This is a genomic window from Limnohabitans sp. DCL3 (assembly GCF_048019295.1).
Lineage (GTDB): Bacteria > Pseudomonadota > Gammaproteobacteria > Burkholderiales > Burkholderiaceae_C > Limnohabitans_A.
Window position 1 is genome coordinate 991,234 of sequence record NZ_CP171842.1, and the last position, 14,555, is coordinate 1,005,788.

Consider the following 14,555-nt stretch of genomic DNA (forward strand, 5'->3'; position numbering starts at 1 on the left):
TTTTTCCGGGCAATCAGGTGTTTTGAGCGGCATCGAGGCAGTTGCTGACGTTCCAGCCGTACAGCCATTCCATCGCATCATAAAAGCGCTCGGGACTGCGGCCGCGCCAGAGGTCATTGCGCACCAGCCGCTCCACGCCCTTGGCGTGGTAGATGCGGCCCATCTCACGGCTCGACAGCACGATGCGGGCGGTGCGGGCCACGCGGGCGCGTTGGTACATGTCCAATGCCTGAGGCCAGTCATTGTGGTGCGCGCGCAGCGCTTGACCCAATGTGACGGCGTCTTCCATGGCCATGCAGGCGCCTTGCGCCATGTACTGGGTGGTGGGGTGGGCGGCGTCGCCCAGCAAGGTCACGCGGCCATAGGTCCATTGGCCAATCGGCTCGCGGTCGGCGGTGGCCCAGCGCTTCCAGGTTTTGGGCAGGTCGATCAACTGGCGGGCTTTGGGGCAGATGCCCTGGAAGTAACTCTGCACTTCTTCTTTGCTGCCGTCCTTGACGCCCCATTCTTCTTGCTCGCGGCTGTGGAAGGTCACGACCACGTTGTACTGTTCGCCACCACGCAGGGGGTAATGCACCAGATGGCAGTTGGGCCCAACCCAAATCGCTGCTGCGTTCCACTGCAGGTCTTGTGGAAAGTCTTGTTTATCCACCACCGCGCGGTACACCACATGGCCAGTCACGCGCGCCGTGTCGCCCACAAACTGCTCGCGCACCACCGACTTCACGCCGTCCGCGCCGATCAGGGCGCAGCCGCGGAAAGTGTTGCCGTTTTGGTCCCACACGGTCACGCCTGCGTCGTCTTGCGCGATGCGCACCACACGTGTGTTGGTGTGAAAGGCCACTTGCCCGGTTTCTTGCGCACCTTCGAGCAGGGACAAATGCACATCGGCTCGGTGGATCACGGCGTAAGGGTTGCCAAAGCGCTGGCGGAACTTCTCGTCTGTGGGAATTTTTCCGACCTGGTATTCGTCGATGGCGTCGTGCATGACCATGTGGTCGGTGTAGACGGCGCGGCCCCGTGCTTTGTCGCCAATGCCCAATGCGTCAAAGGCGTGAAAGGCGTTAGGCCCGAGTTGTATGCCTGCACCGATCTCGCCGATTTCGGGCGCTTGCTCCAGCACGGTGACTTCAAAGCCCTGGCGTACCAGGGCCAGGGCGGCGGCCAAGCCGCCAATGCCACCACCCGCGACGAGGACGGGGACTGGAGACGATGCAGTGCTCATAGGAACTCCAACAGCTGATGGTGAAAAAGTCATTGAATTATATGCATGCATATCAATTTTGCAAAGTGTTCTTAGCGGGCAATGTGACCGAGTGAAAACCCTAGGTTAAAGCCGGGCTGGGCATGGCAAGCAAACCGACTAAAATTCGCCGACCGTTCGGTTGGTTAATGCGCCCATGCCGGGTTTGAACCTCAGAGAAAGTGTCTTCACATGTCCCAAGTCCTGCAAAGTTTCATCGCTGGTCAATGGATCGGCCAGCAAGGCGCGCACAACTTGCAAAGCGCCATCAATGGCCAGTCGATTTACCAAACCCATGCCGAAGGGATTGAATTTGGCGACGCGGTGCACTACGCGCGCACCGTGGGCCTGCCCAACTTGATGAAATTGGACTTCCAGGCGCGCGCCCAGCGCCTCAAGGCCCTGGCCAAGTACCTGGGTGAGCACAAGGAGCAGCTCTACGCCATCTCGGCCCACACCGGGGCGACGCGCGCCGACAGCTGGGTGGACATCGAGGGTGGTGCGGGCACGCTGTTCGCCTACGCCGGGATGGGCAGCAACGAGTTGCCCAGCGGCAACCTGATCCATGAAGGCCCCGCGTTCCCGCTGGGCAAAAAAGGCGGTTTTGCAGGGACCCACATCTTGGTGCCGCGCGGCGGCATTGCGGTGCACATCAACGCGTTCAATTTTCCCATCTGGGGCTTGCTGGAGAAATTCGCGCCCAGCTTTTTGGCGGGCATGCCTTGCATCGGCAAACCGGCTTCGTCGACCAGCTACCTGACCGAGGCCATGGTGCGACTGGTCGAGCAGTCGGGCATCTTGCCCGCTGGCTCGCTGCAACTGGTGATTGGCTCCACCGGTGACCTGCTCGACCGCTTGAATGGACAGGATGTGGTGACCTTCACCGGCTCGGCCGACACCGCCGCCAAGTTGCGGGTGCACCCCAACGTGGTCAAACACAGCATCCCTTTTAATGCCGAAGCCGACTCGCTCAACTGCGCCATCCTGGCACCCGATGTCACGCCCGATGACGAAGAGTTCGACCTGTTTGTGAAAGAAGTCGCCCGCGAAATGACGGTCAAGGCCGGGCAGAAGTGCACAGCCATTCGCCGCGCCATCGTGCCGCGCCAGCACCTCGATGCGGTGGCCGAAAAGCTCAAGGCCCGTCTGGCCAAAGTGGTGGTGGGTGACCCGTCCGTTGAGGGCGTGAAGATGGGGGCACTGGCATCGCACGCTCAGCAATCTGACGTGGCCGAGCGCGTGGCCTTGTTGCGCCAGAGCGCTGAACTCGTGTTTGGCGGCGGTCAGGATTTCGCGCCGGTGGGCGAGGGCGTCGCCAACGGCGCTTTTTTCCAGCCCACGCTGCTGCTGTGCCACAAGCCCCTGCAGACCGACAGCGTGCACGACGTCGAGGCTTTCGGCCCGGTCAGCACGCTCATGCCTTATGAGGGCATTGAAGAAGCTTTGCAACTGGCTGCGCGCGGCCAGGGCAGCTTGGTGGGCACACTGGTCACCAAAGACCCGCAAACCGCTGCCCGCATGATCCCGGTCGCGGCGGCCCTGCATGGCCGCTTGCACATTCTCGACCGTGAAGCAGCCGTCGAATCCACCGGCCACGGCTCGCCGCTGCCACCCCTCAAACACGGCGGCCCCGGTCGTGCGGGCGGGGGGGAAGAACTGGGCGGCATCCGTGCCGTCAAGCACCTGATGCAGCGCACTGCGCTGCAAGGCTCACCCACCATGATCGCCGCCGTCACGGGCGAGTACATGCGCGGCGCAAAGTTGATCGAGACCGAGGTGCACCCTTTCCGTCGTTACTTCGAAGAGTTGCAAATTGGCGAGAGCCTGCTGACCCACCGCCGCACCGTGGGTGAGGCCGATATCGTGGCCTTTGGGGGCCTGTCGGGCGACTATTTCTACATGCACTTTGACGAAATCGCGGCCAAGGATTCCCCCTTTGGCAAGCGCATCGCACACGGCTACTTTGTGTTGTCGGCCGCTGCGGGCTTGTTCGTTTCACCCGCGCCCGGTCCGGTGCTGGCCAACTATGGCCTCGACACCCTGCGCTTTGTCAAGCCGGTGGGCATAGGCGACACCATCCAGGCGCGCCTGACGGCTAAACGCAAGATCGACCGCAACAAGCAAGATGCCAAGGGCGTGGGCCAAGGCGTGGTGGCCTGGGACGTGGAAGTCACCAACCAGCTGGGGGAAGTCGTGGCCAGCTACGACATCCTGACGCTGGTGGCCAAGAAGGGCTAAGGCACAAACGGGGATAATCCTGGACATGAGATCACCCATTGCTGTTGTGGACGTTGACCGTTGTGACACTTGGACCCGCTACAAAGCGGGTTTGTGCGACACCTGTGCGGCCAATTGCTGCACCATGCCGGTCGAGGTCAAGATGGCCGATTTGGTGCGCTTGGGCATGGTCGATCCGTTTGAGGCCGAGCACGATGACCCCAAGCAGATCGCCAAACGCCTGAGCAAAGCGGGCTTGATTGACCACTTCAATTTCAAAAACAGCATCTTCAGTTTGGCCCGTCGCGCCAGTGGTGACTGCCATTTGCTTGATGCCAAGACGCGCCGTTGCACGGTGTACGACAAACGGCCCAATACCTGCCGCTTGCACCCGCAAGTGGGGCCTCGCCCCAACCATTGCCCGTATGGGAACAAGGCGCAGTCGCGATGATGCCGATCACCGCGGGTGATCTGATTTTGCCATTTGACGCGTTTGGGGAGTTCAACACCGCTGTCTCGCCCAGAGGCGGATGACCAGGATGGGCTTGTCAAGCCACGGCTACAAACAGCTCGCGATGGCTCAAGGCGCGATCCTCCCGTTTGCATGCTGAGCAGACCCTGGGACGGTACTTACCCCAGCAAAGCTAAAATGGCCCAAACATCACCAGGTAACAGATCCCATGGACCCACAACATTACATCTCCAAATGTCATGCTGAGCTGCAAAGCGCAGTGGCAGCCCTGGGGGGGGACTCTGCATCGCCTCGCTTGGCGAGCATCGCTGACTTGATCATTCAGTCGATGACGGGGCCTTGGCGCTCTTTCCACACCCCAGAACACATCTTTGAGGTGGGCGCAGGCGGAACGCCGGTGGAAGTGGTCGCGGCCCTTTTCCATGACCTCGTGTATGCCCAAGTCGATTCAGGTATCCATGTGAATTTGGCGCGGTATGTCGCGCCTTACGTCCGAGAGACTGATAAAGGTCTGGTGATCGATCCTATGGAGAGCGCACCAGCGGATGACCTCGAGTTGGTGATGACACTTTTTGGGTTTGCCCGAGGACAGGTTTTGTCGCCATTTGCGGGGCTCAATGAATTTCTCAGTGCCTTGCTGGCTGTGCGTGTCTTGGAGGGCATTCTGTCCAAATCCGTGTGCGCACAAATTGCCACATGCATTGAGGCGACTGTGCCTTTCCGAGGCCCGCAGCCCGATGGTCGGAATTGTTCACAAATCTTGCTGGAGCGCTTGAAACAGGCCAACCAAGACCATGCATTGGGTCTGGACGATGCCGCCTGTTTGGACACCATCCTGATGGGGGTGAGGGTGGCCAACCGTGACATCGGCAATTTCGCCAGTGAACACCCCTCCGAGTTCTTGAACAACACTTGGAACTTGATCCCCGAGACCAACCATGATTTGGTCAGCACCAACACGTACACTGTGAAGGGCTACCGCATCTCCTTGCAAAAAATGGAAGGCTTCTTGGGCTTCTTGCAACCGGCCGCTGTGTTCCGACAGTTTGCGGATGAGCCCTCGAATGAAGAGCATCAGCGCCGACTGGATTTGACCTTGCGCAATCTGGAAGTGGCGCGGCTTTATTTGCGTCTCAAATTGGTGTCCATCACCTTGTTGGAGTCGCTTTCCTTGAGTTTGGGTGAGGAAGTTTCTTTGTCCTCGATCATGGGTAAATTGCCGGGCAAGATGGATTTTCCAATTCAATTTGAAAATTACCTGCCGCAAATCGCCAAGCCCTACCAGGCCCAAAATCGACAAGAAGAAATCGTGATGGATTTGCTGGAAACAGGGCGATCGGCCGAGTCGGTGCACGACACACGGCATTCCCCAGTGGCCAGTTATTTGGTCAAGTCCTTGGGCATACCCGCCAGCTTGCAGCTGCTGGACCAAGCGCGCAGCTTCTTTGCTGGCAAACTCAGCGCAGAGGACTTGCTCGCTCAAACCGATCCTCAGATGGTGCAAGGTCTGCGCCATGCCATGGTCGAGGTGTTTGCGCGCCGCGCTGAGATGTTCCGCACGGTCTGAGCCTTCCAAGCCACGAAAAAGCCTCCTTGCTTTGCAGCAAGGAGGCTTTGTTTTTTGCAGACCGCTCGGTTTACATCGTGTCGATGAAACTGCGCAGCTTGTCCGAGCGGCTGGGGTGCTTGAGCTTGCGCAGCGCCTTGGCTTCGATCTGGCGAATGCGCTCGCGTGTCACATCGAACTGCTTGCCCACTTCTTCCAGCGTGTGGTCGGTGGACATCTCGATGCCGAAACGCATGCGCAGCACTTTGGCTTCGCGGGGCGTGAGGCTGTCCAGAATGTCTTTGACCACGTCGCGCAAGCCAGCTTGCAGCGCCGCATCGATGGGTGCGGTGTGCGTGCTGTCTTCAATGAAGTCGCCCAGGTGGCTGTCGTCGTCGTCACCGATCGGTGTTTCCATCGAGATCGGCTCTTTGGCGATCTTCATGATCTTGCGGATCTTGTCTTCCGGGATTTCCATCTTCTCCGCGAGGATCGAGGCATCGGGTTCAAAGCCGAATTCCTGCAAGTGCTGGCGCGAGATGCGGTTCATCTTGTTGATCGTCTCGATCATGTGCACCGGGATGCGGATCGTGCGGGCCTGGTCCGCAATCGAGCGGGTGATGGCCTGACGGATCCACCAAGTCGCGTAGGTCGAGAACTTGTAGCCACGGCGGTATTCGAACTTGTCCACCGCCTTCATCAAACCGATGTTGCCTTCCTGGATCAAGTCGAGGAATTGCAGGCCGCGGTTGGTGTACTTCTTGGCGATGGAGATCACCAAGCGCAAGTTGGCCTCGATCATCTCTTTCTTGGCATCGCGTGACGAGCGCTCACCCGCGTTCATGCGCTTGTTGATGTCTTTGAGCTCATCGAGCGGCACCACCACTTGCGATTGCAAATCCATCAGCTTTTGCTGCAGGTCTTGCACAGGCGGGATGTTGCGGCCCATGACGGCGCTCCAGCTCTTGCCGGCTGCGGCTTGTTTCTCAATCCATTTGAGGTTGAGCAATTGCGACTCCACGCGTTTGCCGTTTTTGTCACGGCCACTGAAGTCAGCGATGAACTGCTCTTGCGGGTAGCCGCATTTGTCCACAATGATGCGGCGCAGTTCACGCTCTTTTTTGCGCACGTCGTCGACCTGGCCGCGCACCATGTCGCACAATTTTTCGATGGTCTTGGCCGTGAAGCGGATGGTCATCAACTCTTCGGACAGCGCCGATTGCACCTTGATGTAAGCCGGCGTGCCCCAGCCTTCTTTGTCATACACCTTGTGCACTTTTTCAAAGTACTCGGTGATGCGGTCAAAGCGCTCAAGGGCCTGATTCTTCAGCTCTTCAAGTTTCTTGGTCAGGGCTTTGGAGCCGCCTTTGCCGTCGTCGTCGTCGGCTTCGTCGAACTCGTCAAAGTCTTCTTCGGCCACGTAGTCGTCGGCTTCGTTCAAGTTGGCGAAACCGTCCACCACGGTGGAGATCACAACCTTGCCTTCACGGATTTCATTGGCCATGCGCAAGATTTCGGCGATGGTGGCAGGGGACGCGCTGATCGCGGCCATCATGTCCATCAAGCCGCCTTCGATGCGCTTGGCGATTTCAATCTCACCTTCACGGGTCAGCAGTTCCACAGTGCCCATTTCGCGCATGTACATGCGCACGGGGTCGGTGGTGCGGCCGAATTCGCTGTCCACGGTGGACAAAGCGGCTTCGGCGGCTTCTTCGGCTTCCTCTTCGGTCGAGCCGGTGGGCGCGTTGTCGGTGATGATCAGGCTTTCGGCGTCGGGCGTTTGCTCGTACACCGCGACACCCAAGTCGTTCAGGGTGGCGATCACCACTTCCAGGGTTTCCGCATCGACCAGCTTGTCGGGCAAGTGGTCGCTGATCTCGCCGTTGGTGAGGTAACCGCGGGTTTTGCCCAGCTTGATCAGGGCCTTCAGGCGGTCGCGGCGCTGCTTCATCTCGGCTTCGGTCAGGACGGTTTCGTCCAGGCCAAATTCCTTCATCAAGGCGCGTTCTTTGGCCTTGCTGATCTTCATGCGCAATGGCTTGACCTTTTCGGTCGAATCCGAGCCTGCGTCGACGACAGGTTCGCCTTCCAGGTCAGCCTCGATATCCAGTTCGTCTTCCAGACTCGGCTCGGCAATGCTGCCCTTTTTCTTGGGACCGCGCTTGGCACCGGTCACCGGTTTTTTGGCAGCAGGTTTTTTGTCCTCGGCTGCAGCCGCTTTGGCGGCCTTGGCGGGTTTCTTGACCTCCACTTCGGCCACAGCCTCTTTGGCTTTGGCGGTGGTTTTGGGATCGGCTACTTCAGATTTCTTAGCGGGCACAGGTGCGGCTTTCTTCACAGGCTTGGCAAGAGAGGCCGGGCTCGCCGTTGCTTTGACTTTGCCAGGTGTTGCTGGGGCTGCCGGTTTCGCTGCCGGTTGGGCTGCGACTTTGGCAGACACCTTGGCCTTGCTCACCACGTCAGTGGTTTTCTTGGCGGGTGTTTTGGCAAGCACTGGGCTTGTTGCTTTGGGCTTGGCGACGGGCGCGGGGGCTTTTTTGGCAACAGCGGTCTTGGCAACGGGTTTGGCTTTGGCAGCGGCCTGGGCAGGCTTCTTCGACTTTTGAGCAGGCATGAACACCTCGGAACATCAAAACAGACAAGGAAACGGACACAGTCAGCGCCAAATACATCCCGGCGCGGGCGTGGGTTGAGACACAGACGAACGCCTTATATGGGCGTCAAATCTGCAATGGCAAGATGGTGGGCGAACATTTGGTGTGCAGTCCTTGCGGAACGGTGACCGACCCACATGGGGGTGTCGCGCTGATGGCGTTGGTCTAGCCGGAGGTGCTGCTGTCGCTCTTGCCGAAAAAAAATTGATTATACCGAAGTCAGGTGACCATCAACGGTGATGGGCAGGCCGCGCGGCCGATTTAGGTCGGAACGCCTTGCAAACATCGTCACGGCTTTCCATGTAAGGGCCACCGAGCAAATCGATGCAATAAGGTACCGCAGCAAAAATGCCGTGCACCACAGTTTGACCATTGGCGTCTTTCAGGCCTTCCAGCGTCTCGGCAATCGATTTGGGTTGGCCGGGCAGGTTGATGATCAGACTTTGGCCGCGGATCACCGCCACTTGACGCGAAAGAATCGCGGTCGGCACGAATTGGAGGCTGATCTGACGCATTTGCTCGCCAAAGCCGGGCATTTCCTTGTCGGCCACGGCCAGTGTGGCCTCGGGGGTCACATCGCGCAAAGCAGGACCGGTGCCGCCGGTGGTCAGCACCAAGTTGCAGCCCTTATCGACCAGTTCAATCAGGGTGGCGCTGATGCGGTCTTTTTCGTCCGGAATCAGGCGTGGCTCGAAGTGGATGGGGTTGTACAGGGCCCGTGAGAGCCACGCTTGAAGGGCTGGGAGCCCCTTGTCTTCATAGACGCCGGTGCTGGCCCTGTCGCTGACAGACACGATGCCAATTTTGACCGGTTCAAAGTCAGACTCACTCATCTTCAGTTTCCTCGTCGGGGTTGTTGTCACTTGCGCCGTCCGTGAGCACACTGCGCAGCAACTTGAACAGCTCGCGGAATGCGCGGCCTTGTCGGGGTGCCAAACCTGGCGAGACCGCAGCTTGGCTGACCGGCGTTGCATCTTTGCGGGCTTGGCGCACCAGGGCGCGCAACTGTTGGATGTCGGTTTGCGGGAAATTTGCAATCCATTCGCCCACCGCCGCATCGTCGGCGATCAGGCGATCGCGCCAGACTTCGGCCAAGTGCAAGGCCTGCGTGTCTTTGGCGCTGCCCAAGCGCTGGATGTCGAGCGCTTCACGCACGGCCTGCAGGGTTTCGGGGCTGAGCAGGCGCATTTGCTTGCCGATGAATTGCATCTGCCGGCGCTTGCCCTCAAAGTTGGTGATGCGCTTGGCTTCTGCCAGGCCATCCACCAACTTGTCGGGCAAGCTCAGGCTTTCCATGAGGTCTTTGCGCAGGGTGAGCAAATGGGTGCCGAGTTCTTGCAGTTCGGTGCTTTCGCGCTTGAGTTCGGTGCGGCTGGGGCCATCGAAACCGCCTTTGAGCTCGCGCTTGTACTCCAGGTCGAGTTCGCTGCCTTCGGCAACAAATTGACCACGGACGAAATAGCCTTTTTTGGGTTTACGGGACATGACTGGGGGAACTCGTTCTCTGGAGCAGCGCAGGGGCTGGGTGGCAAGTATCATAGCGGCCACTGCGGGCCCGGCGCCCGCCATTCTTTTCGAGACCCTTCCCGTGAAAAGTTCCGTGAAAAAAAACGCCTCTGTCCATGCCTCCTCATCGCAAGCGCATGACGGCTTCAGTTACTCGCGTGACCATTTTGAGGCGCTGGTTGACATTGCCTTGAACCATGCCAAAAAGCTGGGTGCCACCAACGCGGGCGCTGAGGCCTCTGAAGGTTGTGGTCTGTCCGTGAGTGTGCGCAAAGGCGAGTTGGAAAACGTGGAGCGCAACCGCGACAAGTCCTTGGGTGTGACGGTGTATGTGGACCATCGCCGGGGCAATGCCAGCACTTCGGACTTTTCCACAGCCGCTATCGAGCGCACCGTGCAAGCGGCGTACGACATCGCCCGTTTCACCGCCGAAGACCCGACGGCGGGTTTGCCCGACGAGGCCGACATTGAAACCGAGCAGCGTGATCTGGATTTGTTTCATCCCTGGGCCATCAACAGCGAAGAAGCGGCCAAGTTGGCGCTTCAATGCGAAGCAGCAGCCCTGAAAACCAGCCGCCGCATCACCAACAGCGATGGTGCGGCTGTCTCGGCCCAGCAAAGCCATTTTTTCAGCGCCCACACCCACGGCTTCCGTGGCGGTTATGCCAGCTCGCGCCACAGCGTGTCGGTCGCGCCCATTGCCAAACTGCCCGGACGCAACGCCGAAATGCAGCGCGATGCTTGGTACACCTCCATGCGTTCGGCCGACGAATTGGCTTCGCCCGAAGCTGTGGGGCGCTACGCCGCCGAACGCGCTTTGTCACGCCTGGGTGCGCGCAAGATCGCCACCACCGAATGCCCGGTGCTGTTCGAGTCGCCCGTGGCCGCTGGCTTGTTGGGCGGTTTCGTGCAGGCGGTGAGCGGCGGTGCCTTGTACCGCAAGAGCAGCTTTTTGCTGGACTCGCTCGGCAAAAAGGTGTTCCCCAAACACATCGACATCGAAGAGGATCCTTTCATTTTGCGCGGTAAAGGCAGCTCGCCTTTTGACGACGAAGGCGTGCGCGCTGCACCCCGCAAAGTGGTCAAAGGGGGGCGCGTGGAGGGCTACTTTTTGAGCAGCTATTCGGCGCGAAAGCTCGGCATGAAGACCACGGGCAATGCGGGCGGTTCGCACAATCTGACACTGACTTCGCGCCTGACGCAGTCGACAGACGACTTGGACGCCATGCTGCAAAAGCTGGGGACGGGCTTGTTTGTGATCGAGTTGATGGGGCAGGGCGTGAACTATGTGACAGGAGACTATTCACGCGGCGCCAGTGGCTTTTGGGTGGAGAACGGCGAAATTGCCTACCCCGTGCACGAGATCACCATTGCAGGCAACCTCAAGGACATGCTCATGGGCATTGAAGCTGTGGGTTCGGACACCTACAACATGGGCGCCAAAACCACCGGCTCCATCTTGGTCAACCGCATGAAGCTGGCAGGCAGCTGAGCTGTGCTGCGCCATGTCGGCTGAACTCCTTGCCGCGCTGGCGGCCTTGTCGTGGGCGGTGGGCAGTTTGTTTTCTGCTGCAGCGGCCAGTCAGATGGGGGCTTTTGCGTTCACGCGTTGGCGTTTGTTTTTTGCATTGACCCTGCTTTGGGCGCTGGCCTTGTTCACTGGGCAATGGCGCTCGCTGCATGCGACTGACGTTGCTTGGTTGGCGCTGTCGGGTTTCATCGGCATTTTCATTGGTGACACAGCGTTGTTTGCCTGCATGAACCGGCTGGGACCGCGCCGCAGCGGGGTGCTGTTTGCCACACATGCCATTTTTTCCACTGTACTGGCCTGGTTGTTTTTGGGCGAAACCCTCTGGGGCTGGACTTTGGTCGGCGGCAGTTTGTTGGTGGGTGGGGTGATGGTGGCCATTGTTTGGGGGCGCCGCGAGAGTGAGACGCATGCCTGGGAACACACACAGGGCAATTTGATGACAGGTGTCTTGCTTGGCCTGTTGGCCGCGGTGTGCCAATCGGTCGCCACTTTGATGATCAAGCCCTTGATGACTTCGGGTGTGGATGCCGTGGCCGCCTCGGCGGTGCGCACATCGGCCAGTTTCTCGGCCCATTTGGTGCTGCTTTGGGCCGGCGCGCAGGTGGCACGCGTGCAAAATCCGTTGGCGCTGAAAACCCTGTGGAACACTTGGGCCAGTGCTGCTGTCGCCATGGCCTTGGGCATGACCTTGATCTTGCAGGCCTTGAAAACCGGTCAGGCGAATTTGGTGGGGATTTTCTCGTCGCTCACCCCCATCTTGCTGTTGCCGCTGCTGTGGGGGGTCTACCGCCGCAGCCCGGCCTGGGGGGCTTGGGGTGGGGCTGCCTTGGCGGTGTTGGGCTCGGCCTTGATCCTTGGCGCCTGATCGCCGGGATCAGGGGGCAGACCTTTCAGCCCGCCAGCGCCGCTTTGACGGCAGCCGAGACCTGGCCCATATCGGCCTTGCCAGCCAGTTTGGCCTTCACAGCACCCATCACTTTGCCCATGTCGCCGGGCCCTTTGGCACCCAGCTCCGCAACGATGGATTGCACCGCCGCTGTCACTTCTTGGGCCGACATGCGTGCGGGCAGGTAGGCCAGCAGCACGGCCATTTCGGCCTTTTCCTTATCGGCCAAGTCCTGACGGGCGGCTTGCTCGAAGGCAGCGATCGAGTCTTTGCGCTGCTTGATCAGCTTGTCCACGATGGCCACCACGGCCACGTCGTCCAGTTCAATGCGCTCGTCCACCTCTTTTTGCTTCATGGCCGACAGCAGCAAGCGGATGGTGCCCAGGCGCTCTGCGTCTTTGGCACGCATGGCGGTTTTCATGTCTTCGGTGATCTGTTCTTTCAGGCTCATGAGAGGCTCCTGGTGGTTCAAAAGTGGAGAGGCATCAATGAAAAAGCCCGCCTGAGCGTCCTCCAGCGGGCTTGTTTGCAGACCTTCGCAGGTCATACAAAACAGAAGATCAATACATCTTCTTGGGCAATTGCATGCTGCGCACGCGCTTGTAGTGGCGCTTCACAGCGGCCGATTTCTTGCGCTTGCGCTCGGTGGTTGGCTTTTCGTAGAACTCGCGGGCGCGCAAGTCTGTCAACAGACCGAGTTTTTCGATGGTGCGCTTGAAGCGACGCAGGGCGACGTCAAACGGCTCGTTTTCTTTCACGCGGATGGTGGTCATTGAATCAAAGTTTCCAAAAATGTGCCGGCTGCGGAAGCAAGGGAGATCGGGCCCTTGAAACCCAGTTTCGGCGGTTCCCCGTCACGAACTAGTATTTGGCAGACGGGGGTTTGCCAGCAAAGCCTGAGATTATAGCCCCGAATCCAGGTGTTTTCACGGCTCGGGTGGGTTCGCCAAGCGCGCGGCCAGCGCGACAGCACAAGCCTGGCCGCTGGCCCAGGCCCATTGGAAGTTGTAGCCGCCCAGCCAACCGGTGACGTCGATCACTTCGCCGATGAAGTACAGCCCGGACTGTTTGGATTCCATGGTTTGCGAGGACACGTCGCGGGTATCGACCCCGCCCAGGGTGACTTCGGCTTTTTTGTAGCCTTCGCTGCCTGTGGGGGTCAGCGACCAGTTGGACAGTGCGTCGGCCAGTTTGTTCAGGGCTTTGTCGGGCACCTCGGCGGCGGTGCGTTGCAAGGCCGGCTCTTGGTTCACCCAAGCTTCGGCCAATCGGCTGGGCACCAGGGTCGCCAGCTCGTTGCTCAGCAGTTTTTTGGAGCGCAATTTGGCTTCTTGCAAGCGCTCTGGCAGGTTGATGTTTGGCGCAAGGTTCAGGCGAATTGGGGTGCCTTCTTGCCAGTAGCTCGAGATTTGCAACACGCCTGGCCCGGACAGGCCCCGGTGTGTGAACAGCAGGTCTTCGTCAAAGTGCATGCGGGTCTTTTTGTCCCCCGTCTCGATGCCCACAGGCAGCGCCAGCCCAGCCAACTGGGCGTAAGCCGCCCAAGCCTCGCCGTCAAAGGTGAGCGGCACCAGGCCGGGGCGGCGCTCGACCAGGCGCAATCCAAACTGGCTGGCGATGCGGTAACCCCAGTCGCTGGCGCCGATTTTGGGGATGGACAGACCGCCCGTTGCCACCACCAGTGTTGCGGTCTGAATTGTGCCTTGATTGGTTTCAAGCGTGTAATGCGGCTTGTCTTCGGTGGTCACCTGCACGGTTTTTACGCTGCAGCCGGTGCGGAGGGTCACGCCACCGGCTTGGCATTCGGCCAGCAGCATGCGGATGATGTCTTCGGCCGAGTGGTCACAGAACAACTGACCCTTGTGTTTTTCGTGGAAGGCGATGCCATGTTTTTGCACCAGATCGATGAAATCTTGCGGCGTGTAGCGCGACAGCGCTGAGCGGCAAAAGTGCGGGTTCTGGCTGATGAAATGCTTTTGCGGTGCGGATGCATCCAGCAGGCGGTTGGTGAAGTTGCAGCGCCCGCCGCCCGAAATACGGATTTTTTCGGCGATCTTGTCGCTGTGGTCGATGACCAGCACCTTCAACCCGCGCTGGCCCGCCACGCCCGCACAAAACAAACCGGCAGCCCCGGCGCCCACGATCACCACATCCCATGTCTTCATGGGGTGAGAGTTTAGCGGGCTTGCCAGCTGATCATGCGCATACAATGCGCACCAAAGAAGCACAAAAGGAGCCTGCGCCATGTCTGCTTTTGAAACCCCCGCCAAAAAGCCTGTCAACCTCTCGCTCAACGAAGCGCTGGTGCAAGAGGCCCGCGCGTATTGCGGCAACCTTTCCGCCAAGGTTGAAGACATGCTGCAGGCGTATGTGGTGTCTGAACGGCTGGCACGCCAGCAGCACCGTGAGCAGGCGCAGCGGGCCGTGGCCGAGTGGAATGCCCTGTACGACGCTTCTGGTTCATACGCAGACGGGCATTCCACGCTGTAAGCCGCATCGG

The 14,555-nt window shown here is 59.6% G+C and carries 13 protein-coding genes; 6 read left to right on the top strand and 7 right to left on the bottom strand.

What is annotated here, in order from left to right; all coding sequences use genetic code 11:
* Positions 1 to 13: 13 nt before the first annotated feature.
* Complete coding sequence (locus ACHEXK_RS04515; RefSeq protein ID WP_416548175.1) at positions 14 to 1,225, bottom strand: 3-hydroxybenzoate 6-monooxygenase; 1,212 nt, start codon at positions 1,223 to 1,225, stop codon at positions 14 to 16.
* A gap of 210 nt (positions 1,226 to 1,435) precedes the next feature.
* On the opposite strand from ACHEXK_RS04515, the gene paaZ reads away from it, so the two are divergent.
* From paaZ to ACHEXK_RS04530, 3 genes are all read left to right on the top strand, one after another.
* The gene (gene paaZ / locus ACHEXK_RS04520; protein ID WP_416548176.1) at positions 1,436 to 3,481 is read left to right on the top strand and encodes a phenylacetic acid degradation bifunctional protein PaaZ; all 2,046 of its coding nucleotides are present in this window, start codon (positions 1,436 to 1,438) and stop codon (positions 3,479 to 3,481) included.
* A gap of 25 nt (positions 3,482 to 3,506) precedes the next feature.
* Positions 3,507 to 3,911, top strand: coding sequence for a YkgJ family cysteine cluster protein (locus tag ACHEXK_RS04525; RefSeq protein WP_416548177.1), 405 nt, complete (start codon positions 3,507 to 3,509; stop codon positions 3,909 to 3,911).
* A gap of 229 nt (positions 3,912 to 4,140) precedes the next feature.
* Positions 4,141 to 5,499, top strand: coding sequence for a hypothetical protein (locus ACHEXK_RS04530; protein WP_416548178.1), 1,359 nt, complete (start codon positions 4,141 to 4,143; stop codon positions 5,497 to 5,499).
* A gap of 70 nt (positions 5,500 to 5,569) precedes the next feature.
* On the opposite strand, the gene rpoD is transcribed toward ACHEXK_RS04530, so the two are convergent.
* The 3 genes from rpoD to yjgA all read right to left on the bottom strand — a co-directional run bounded on the left by rpoD (position 5,570) and on the right by yjgA (position 9,617).
* Positions 5,570 to 8,092 carry an RNA polymerase sigma factor RpoD gene (gene rpoD / locus ACHEXK_RS04535; RefSeq protein ID WP_416548179.1) on the bottom strand — a complete coding sequence of 841 codons (2,523 nt, stop codon included), beginning with the start codon at positions 8,090 to 8,092 and terminating at the stop codon, positions 5,570 to 5,572.
* Between the two features lie 270 nt (positions 8,093 to 8,362).
* Positions 8,363 to 8,965, bottom strand: coding sequence for a molybdopterin adenylyltransferase (gene mog, locus ACHEXK_RS04540; RefSeq protein WP_416548180.1), 603 nt, complete (start codon positions 8,963 to 8,965; stop codon positions 8,363 to 8,365).
* Complete coding sequence (yjgA, locus tag ACHEXK_RS04545) at positions 8,958 to 9,617, bottom strand: ribosome biogenesis factor YjgA (RefSeq protein WP_416548181.1); 660 nt, start codon at positions 9,615 to 9,617, stop codon at positions 8,958 to 8,960. Before yjgA ends, mog begins: the two co-directional genes overlap by 8 nt.
* On the opposite strand from yjgA, the gene pmbA reads away from it, so the two are divergent.
* Positions 9,616 to 11,130: a metalloprotease PmbA gene (gene pmbA / locus ACHEXK_RS04550; protein ID WP_416548182.1), complete on the top strand. Its 1,515-nt coding sequence runs from the start codon at positions 9,616 to 9,618 to the stop codon at positions 11,128 to 11,130. The two genes, yjgA and pmbA, sit on opposite strands and share 2 nt — an antisense overlap.
* A gap of 13 nt (positions 11,131 to 11,143) precedes the next feature.
* Positions 11,144 to 12,034 carry a DMT family transporter gene (locus ACHEXK_RS04555; RefSeq protein ID WP_416548183.1) on the top strand — a complete coding sequence of 297 codons (891 nt, stop codon included), beginning with the start codon at positions 11,144 to 11,146 and terminating at the stop codon, positions 12,032 to 12,034.
* Between the two features lie 25 nt (positions 12,035 to 12,059).
* Here the strand turns inward: ACHEXK_RS04555 and ACHEXK_RS04560 are convergent, their stop codons facing one another.
* From ACHEXK_RS04560 to ACHEXK_RS04570, 3 genes are all read right to left on the bottom strand, one after another.
* Positions 12,060 to 12,506, bottom strand: a complete 447-nt coding sequence (locus ACHEXK_RS04560; protein WP_416548184.1) for a GatB/YqeY domain-containing protein — start codon at positions 12,504 to 12,506, stop codon at positions 12,060 to 12,062.
* A 109-nt stretch (positions 12,507 to 12,615) separates the two neighbouring features.
* Positions 12,616 to 12,828 carry a 30S ribosomal protein S21 gene (gene rpsU, locus ACHEXK_RS04565; protein ID WP_019428257.1) on the bottom strand — a complete coding sequence of 71 codons (213 nt, stop codon included), beginning with the start codon at positions 12,826 to 12,828 and terminating at the stop codon, positions 12,616 to 12,618.
* Positions 12,829 to 12,981: 153 nt separating this feature from the next.
* A complete protein-coding gene (locus ACHEXK_RS04570; protein ID WP_416548185.1) occupies positions 12,982 to 14,220 on the bottom strand; it encodes an NAD(P)/FAD-dependent oxidoreductase in 1,239 nt (412 codons plus the stop codon).
* 79 nt (positions 14,221 to 14,299) lie between these two features.
* Here ACHEXK_RS04570 and ACHEXK_RS04575 point away from each other — a divergent pair, with 79 nt between their 5' ends.
* The gene (locus tag ACHEXK_RS04575) at positions 14,300 to 14,545 is read left to right on the top strand and encodes a type II toxin-antitoxin system CcdA family antitoxin (protein ID WP_416548186.1); all 246 of its coding nucleotides are present in this window, start codon (positions 14,300 to 14,302) and stop codon (positions 14,543 to 14,545) included.
* Positions 14,546 to 14,555 lie beyond the last annotated feature (10 nt).

Coding starts and splice junctions, on each gene's coding strand:
- ACHEXK_RS04515 (WP_416548175.1), bottom strand. CDS start 1,225: ATGAGCACTGCATCGTCTCCAGTCCCCGTCCTCGTCGCGGGTGGTGGC.
- paaZ (WP_416548176.1), top strand. CDS start 1,436: ATGTCCCAAGTCCTGCAAAGTTTCATCGCTGGTCAATGGATCGGCCAG.
- ACHEXK_RS04525 (WP_416548177.1), top strand. CDS start 3,507: ATGAGATCACCCATTGCTGTTGTGGACGTTGACCGTTGTGACACTTGG.
- ACHEXK_RS04530 (WP_416548178.1), top strand. CDS start 4,141: ATGGACCCACAACATTACATCTCCAAATGTCATGCTGAGCTGCAAAGC.
- rpoD (WP_416548179.1), bottom strand. CDS start 8,092: ATGCCTGCTCAAAAGTCGAAGAAGCCTGCCCAGGCCGCTGCCAAAGCC.
- mog (WP_416548180.1), bottom strand. CDS start 8,965: ATGAGTGAGTCTGACTTTGAACCGGTCAAAATTGGCATCGTGTCTGTC.
- pmbA (WP_416548182.1), top strand. CDS start 9,616: ATGACTGGGGGAACTCGTTCTCTGGAGCAGCGCAGGGGCTGGGTGGCA.
- yjgA (WP_416548181.1), bottom strand. CDS start 9,617: ATGTCCCGTAAACCCAAAAAAGGCTATTTCGTCCGTGGTCAATTTGTT.
- ACHEXK_RS04555 (WP_416548183.1), top strand. CDS start 11,144: ATGTCGGCTGAACTCCTTGCCGCGCTGGCGGCCTTGTCGTGGGCGGTG.
- ACHEXK_RS04560 (WP_416548184.1), bottom strand. CDS start 12,506: ATGAGCCTGAAAGAACAGATCACCGAAGACATGAAAACCGCCATGCGT.
- rpsU (WP_019428257.1), bottom strand. CDS start 12,828: ATGACCACCATCCGCGTGAAAGAAAACGAGCCGTTTGACGTCGCCCTG.
- ACHEXK_RS04570 (WP_416548185.1), bottom strand. CDS start 14,220: ATGAAGACATGGGATGTGGTGATCGTGGGCGCCGGGGCTGCCGGTTTG.
- ACHEXK_RS04575 (WP_416548186.1), top strand. CDS start 14,300: ATGTCTGCTTTTGAAACCCCCGCCAAAAAGCCTGTCAACCTCTCGCTC.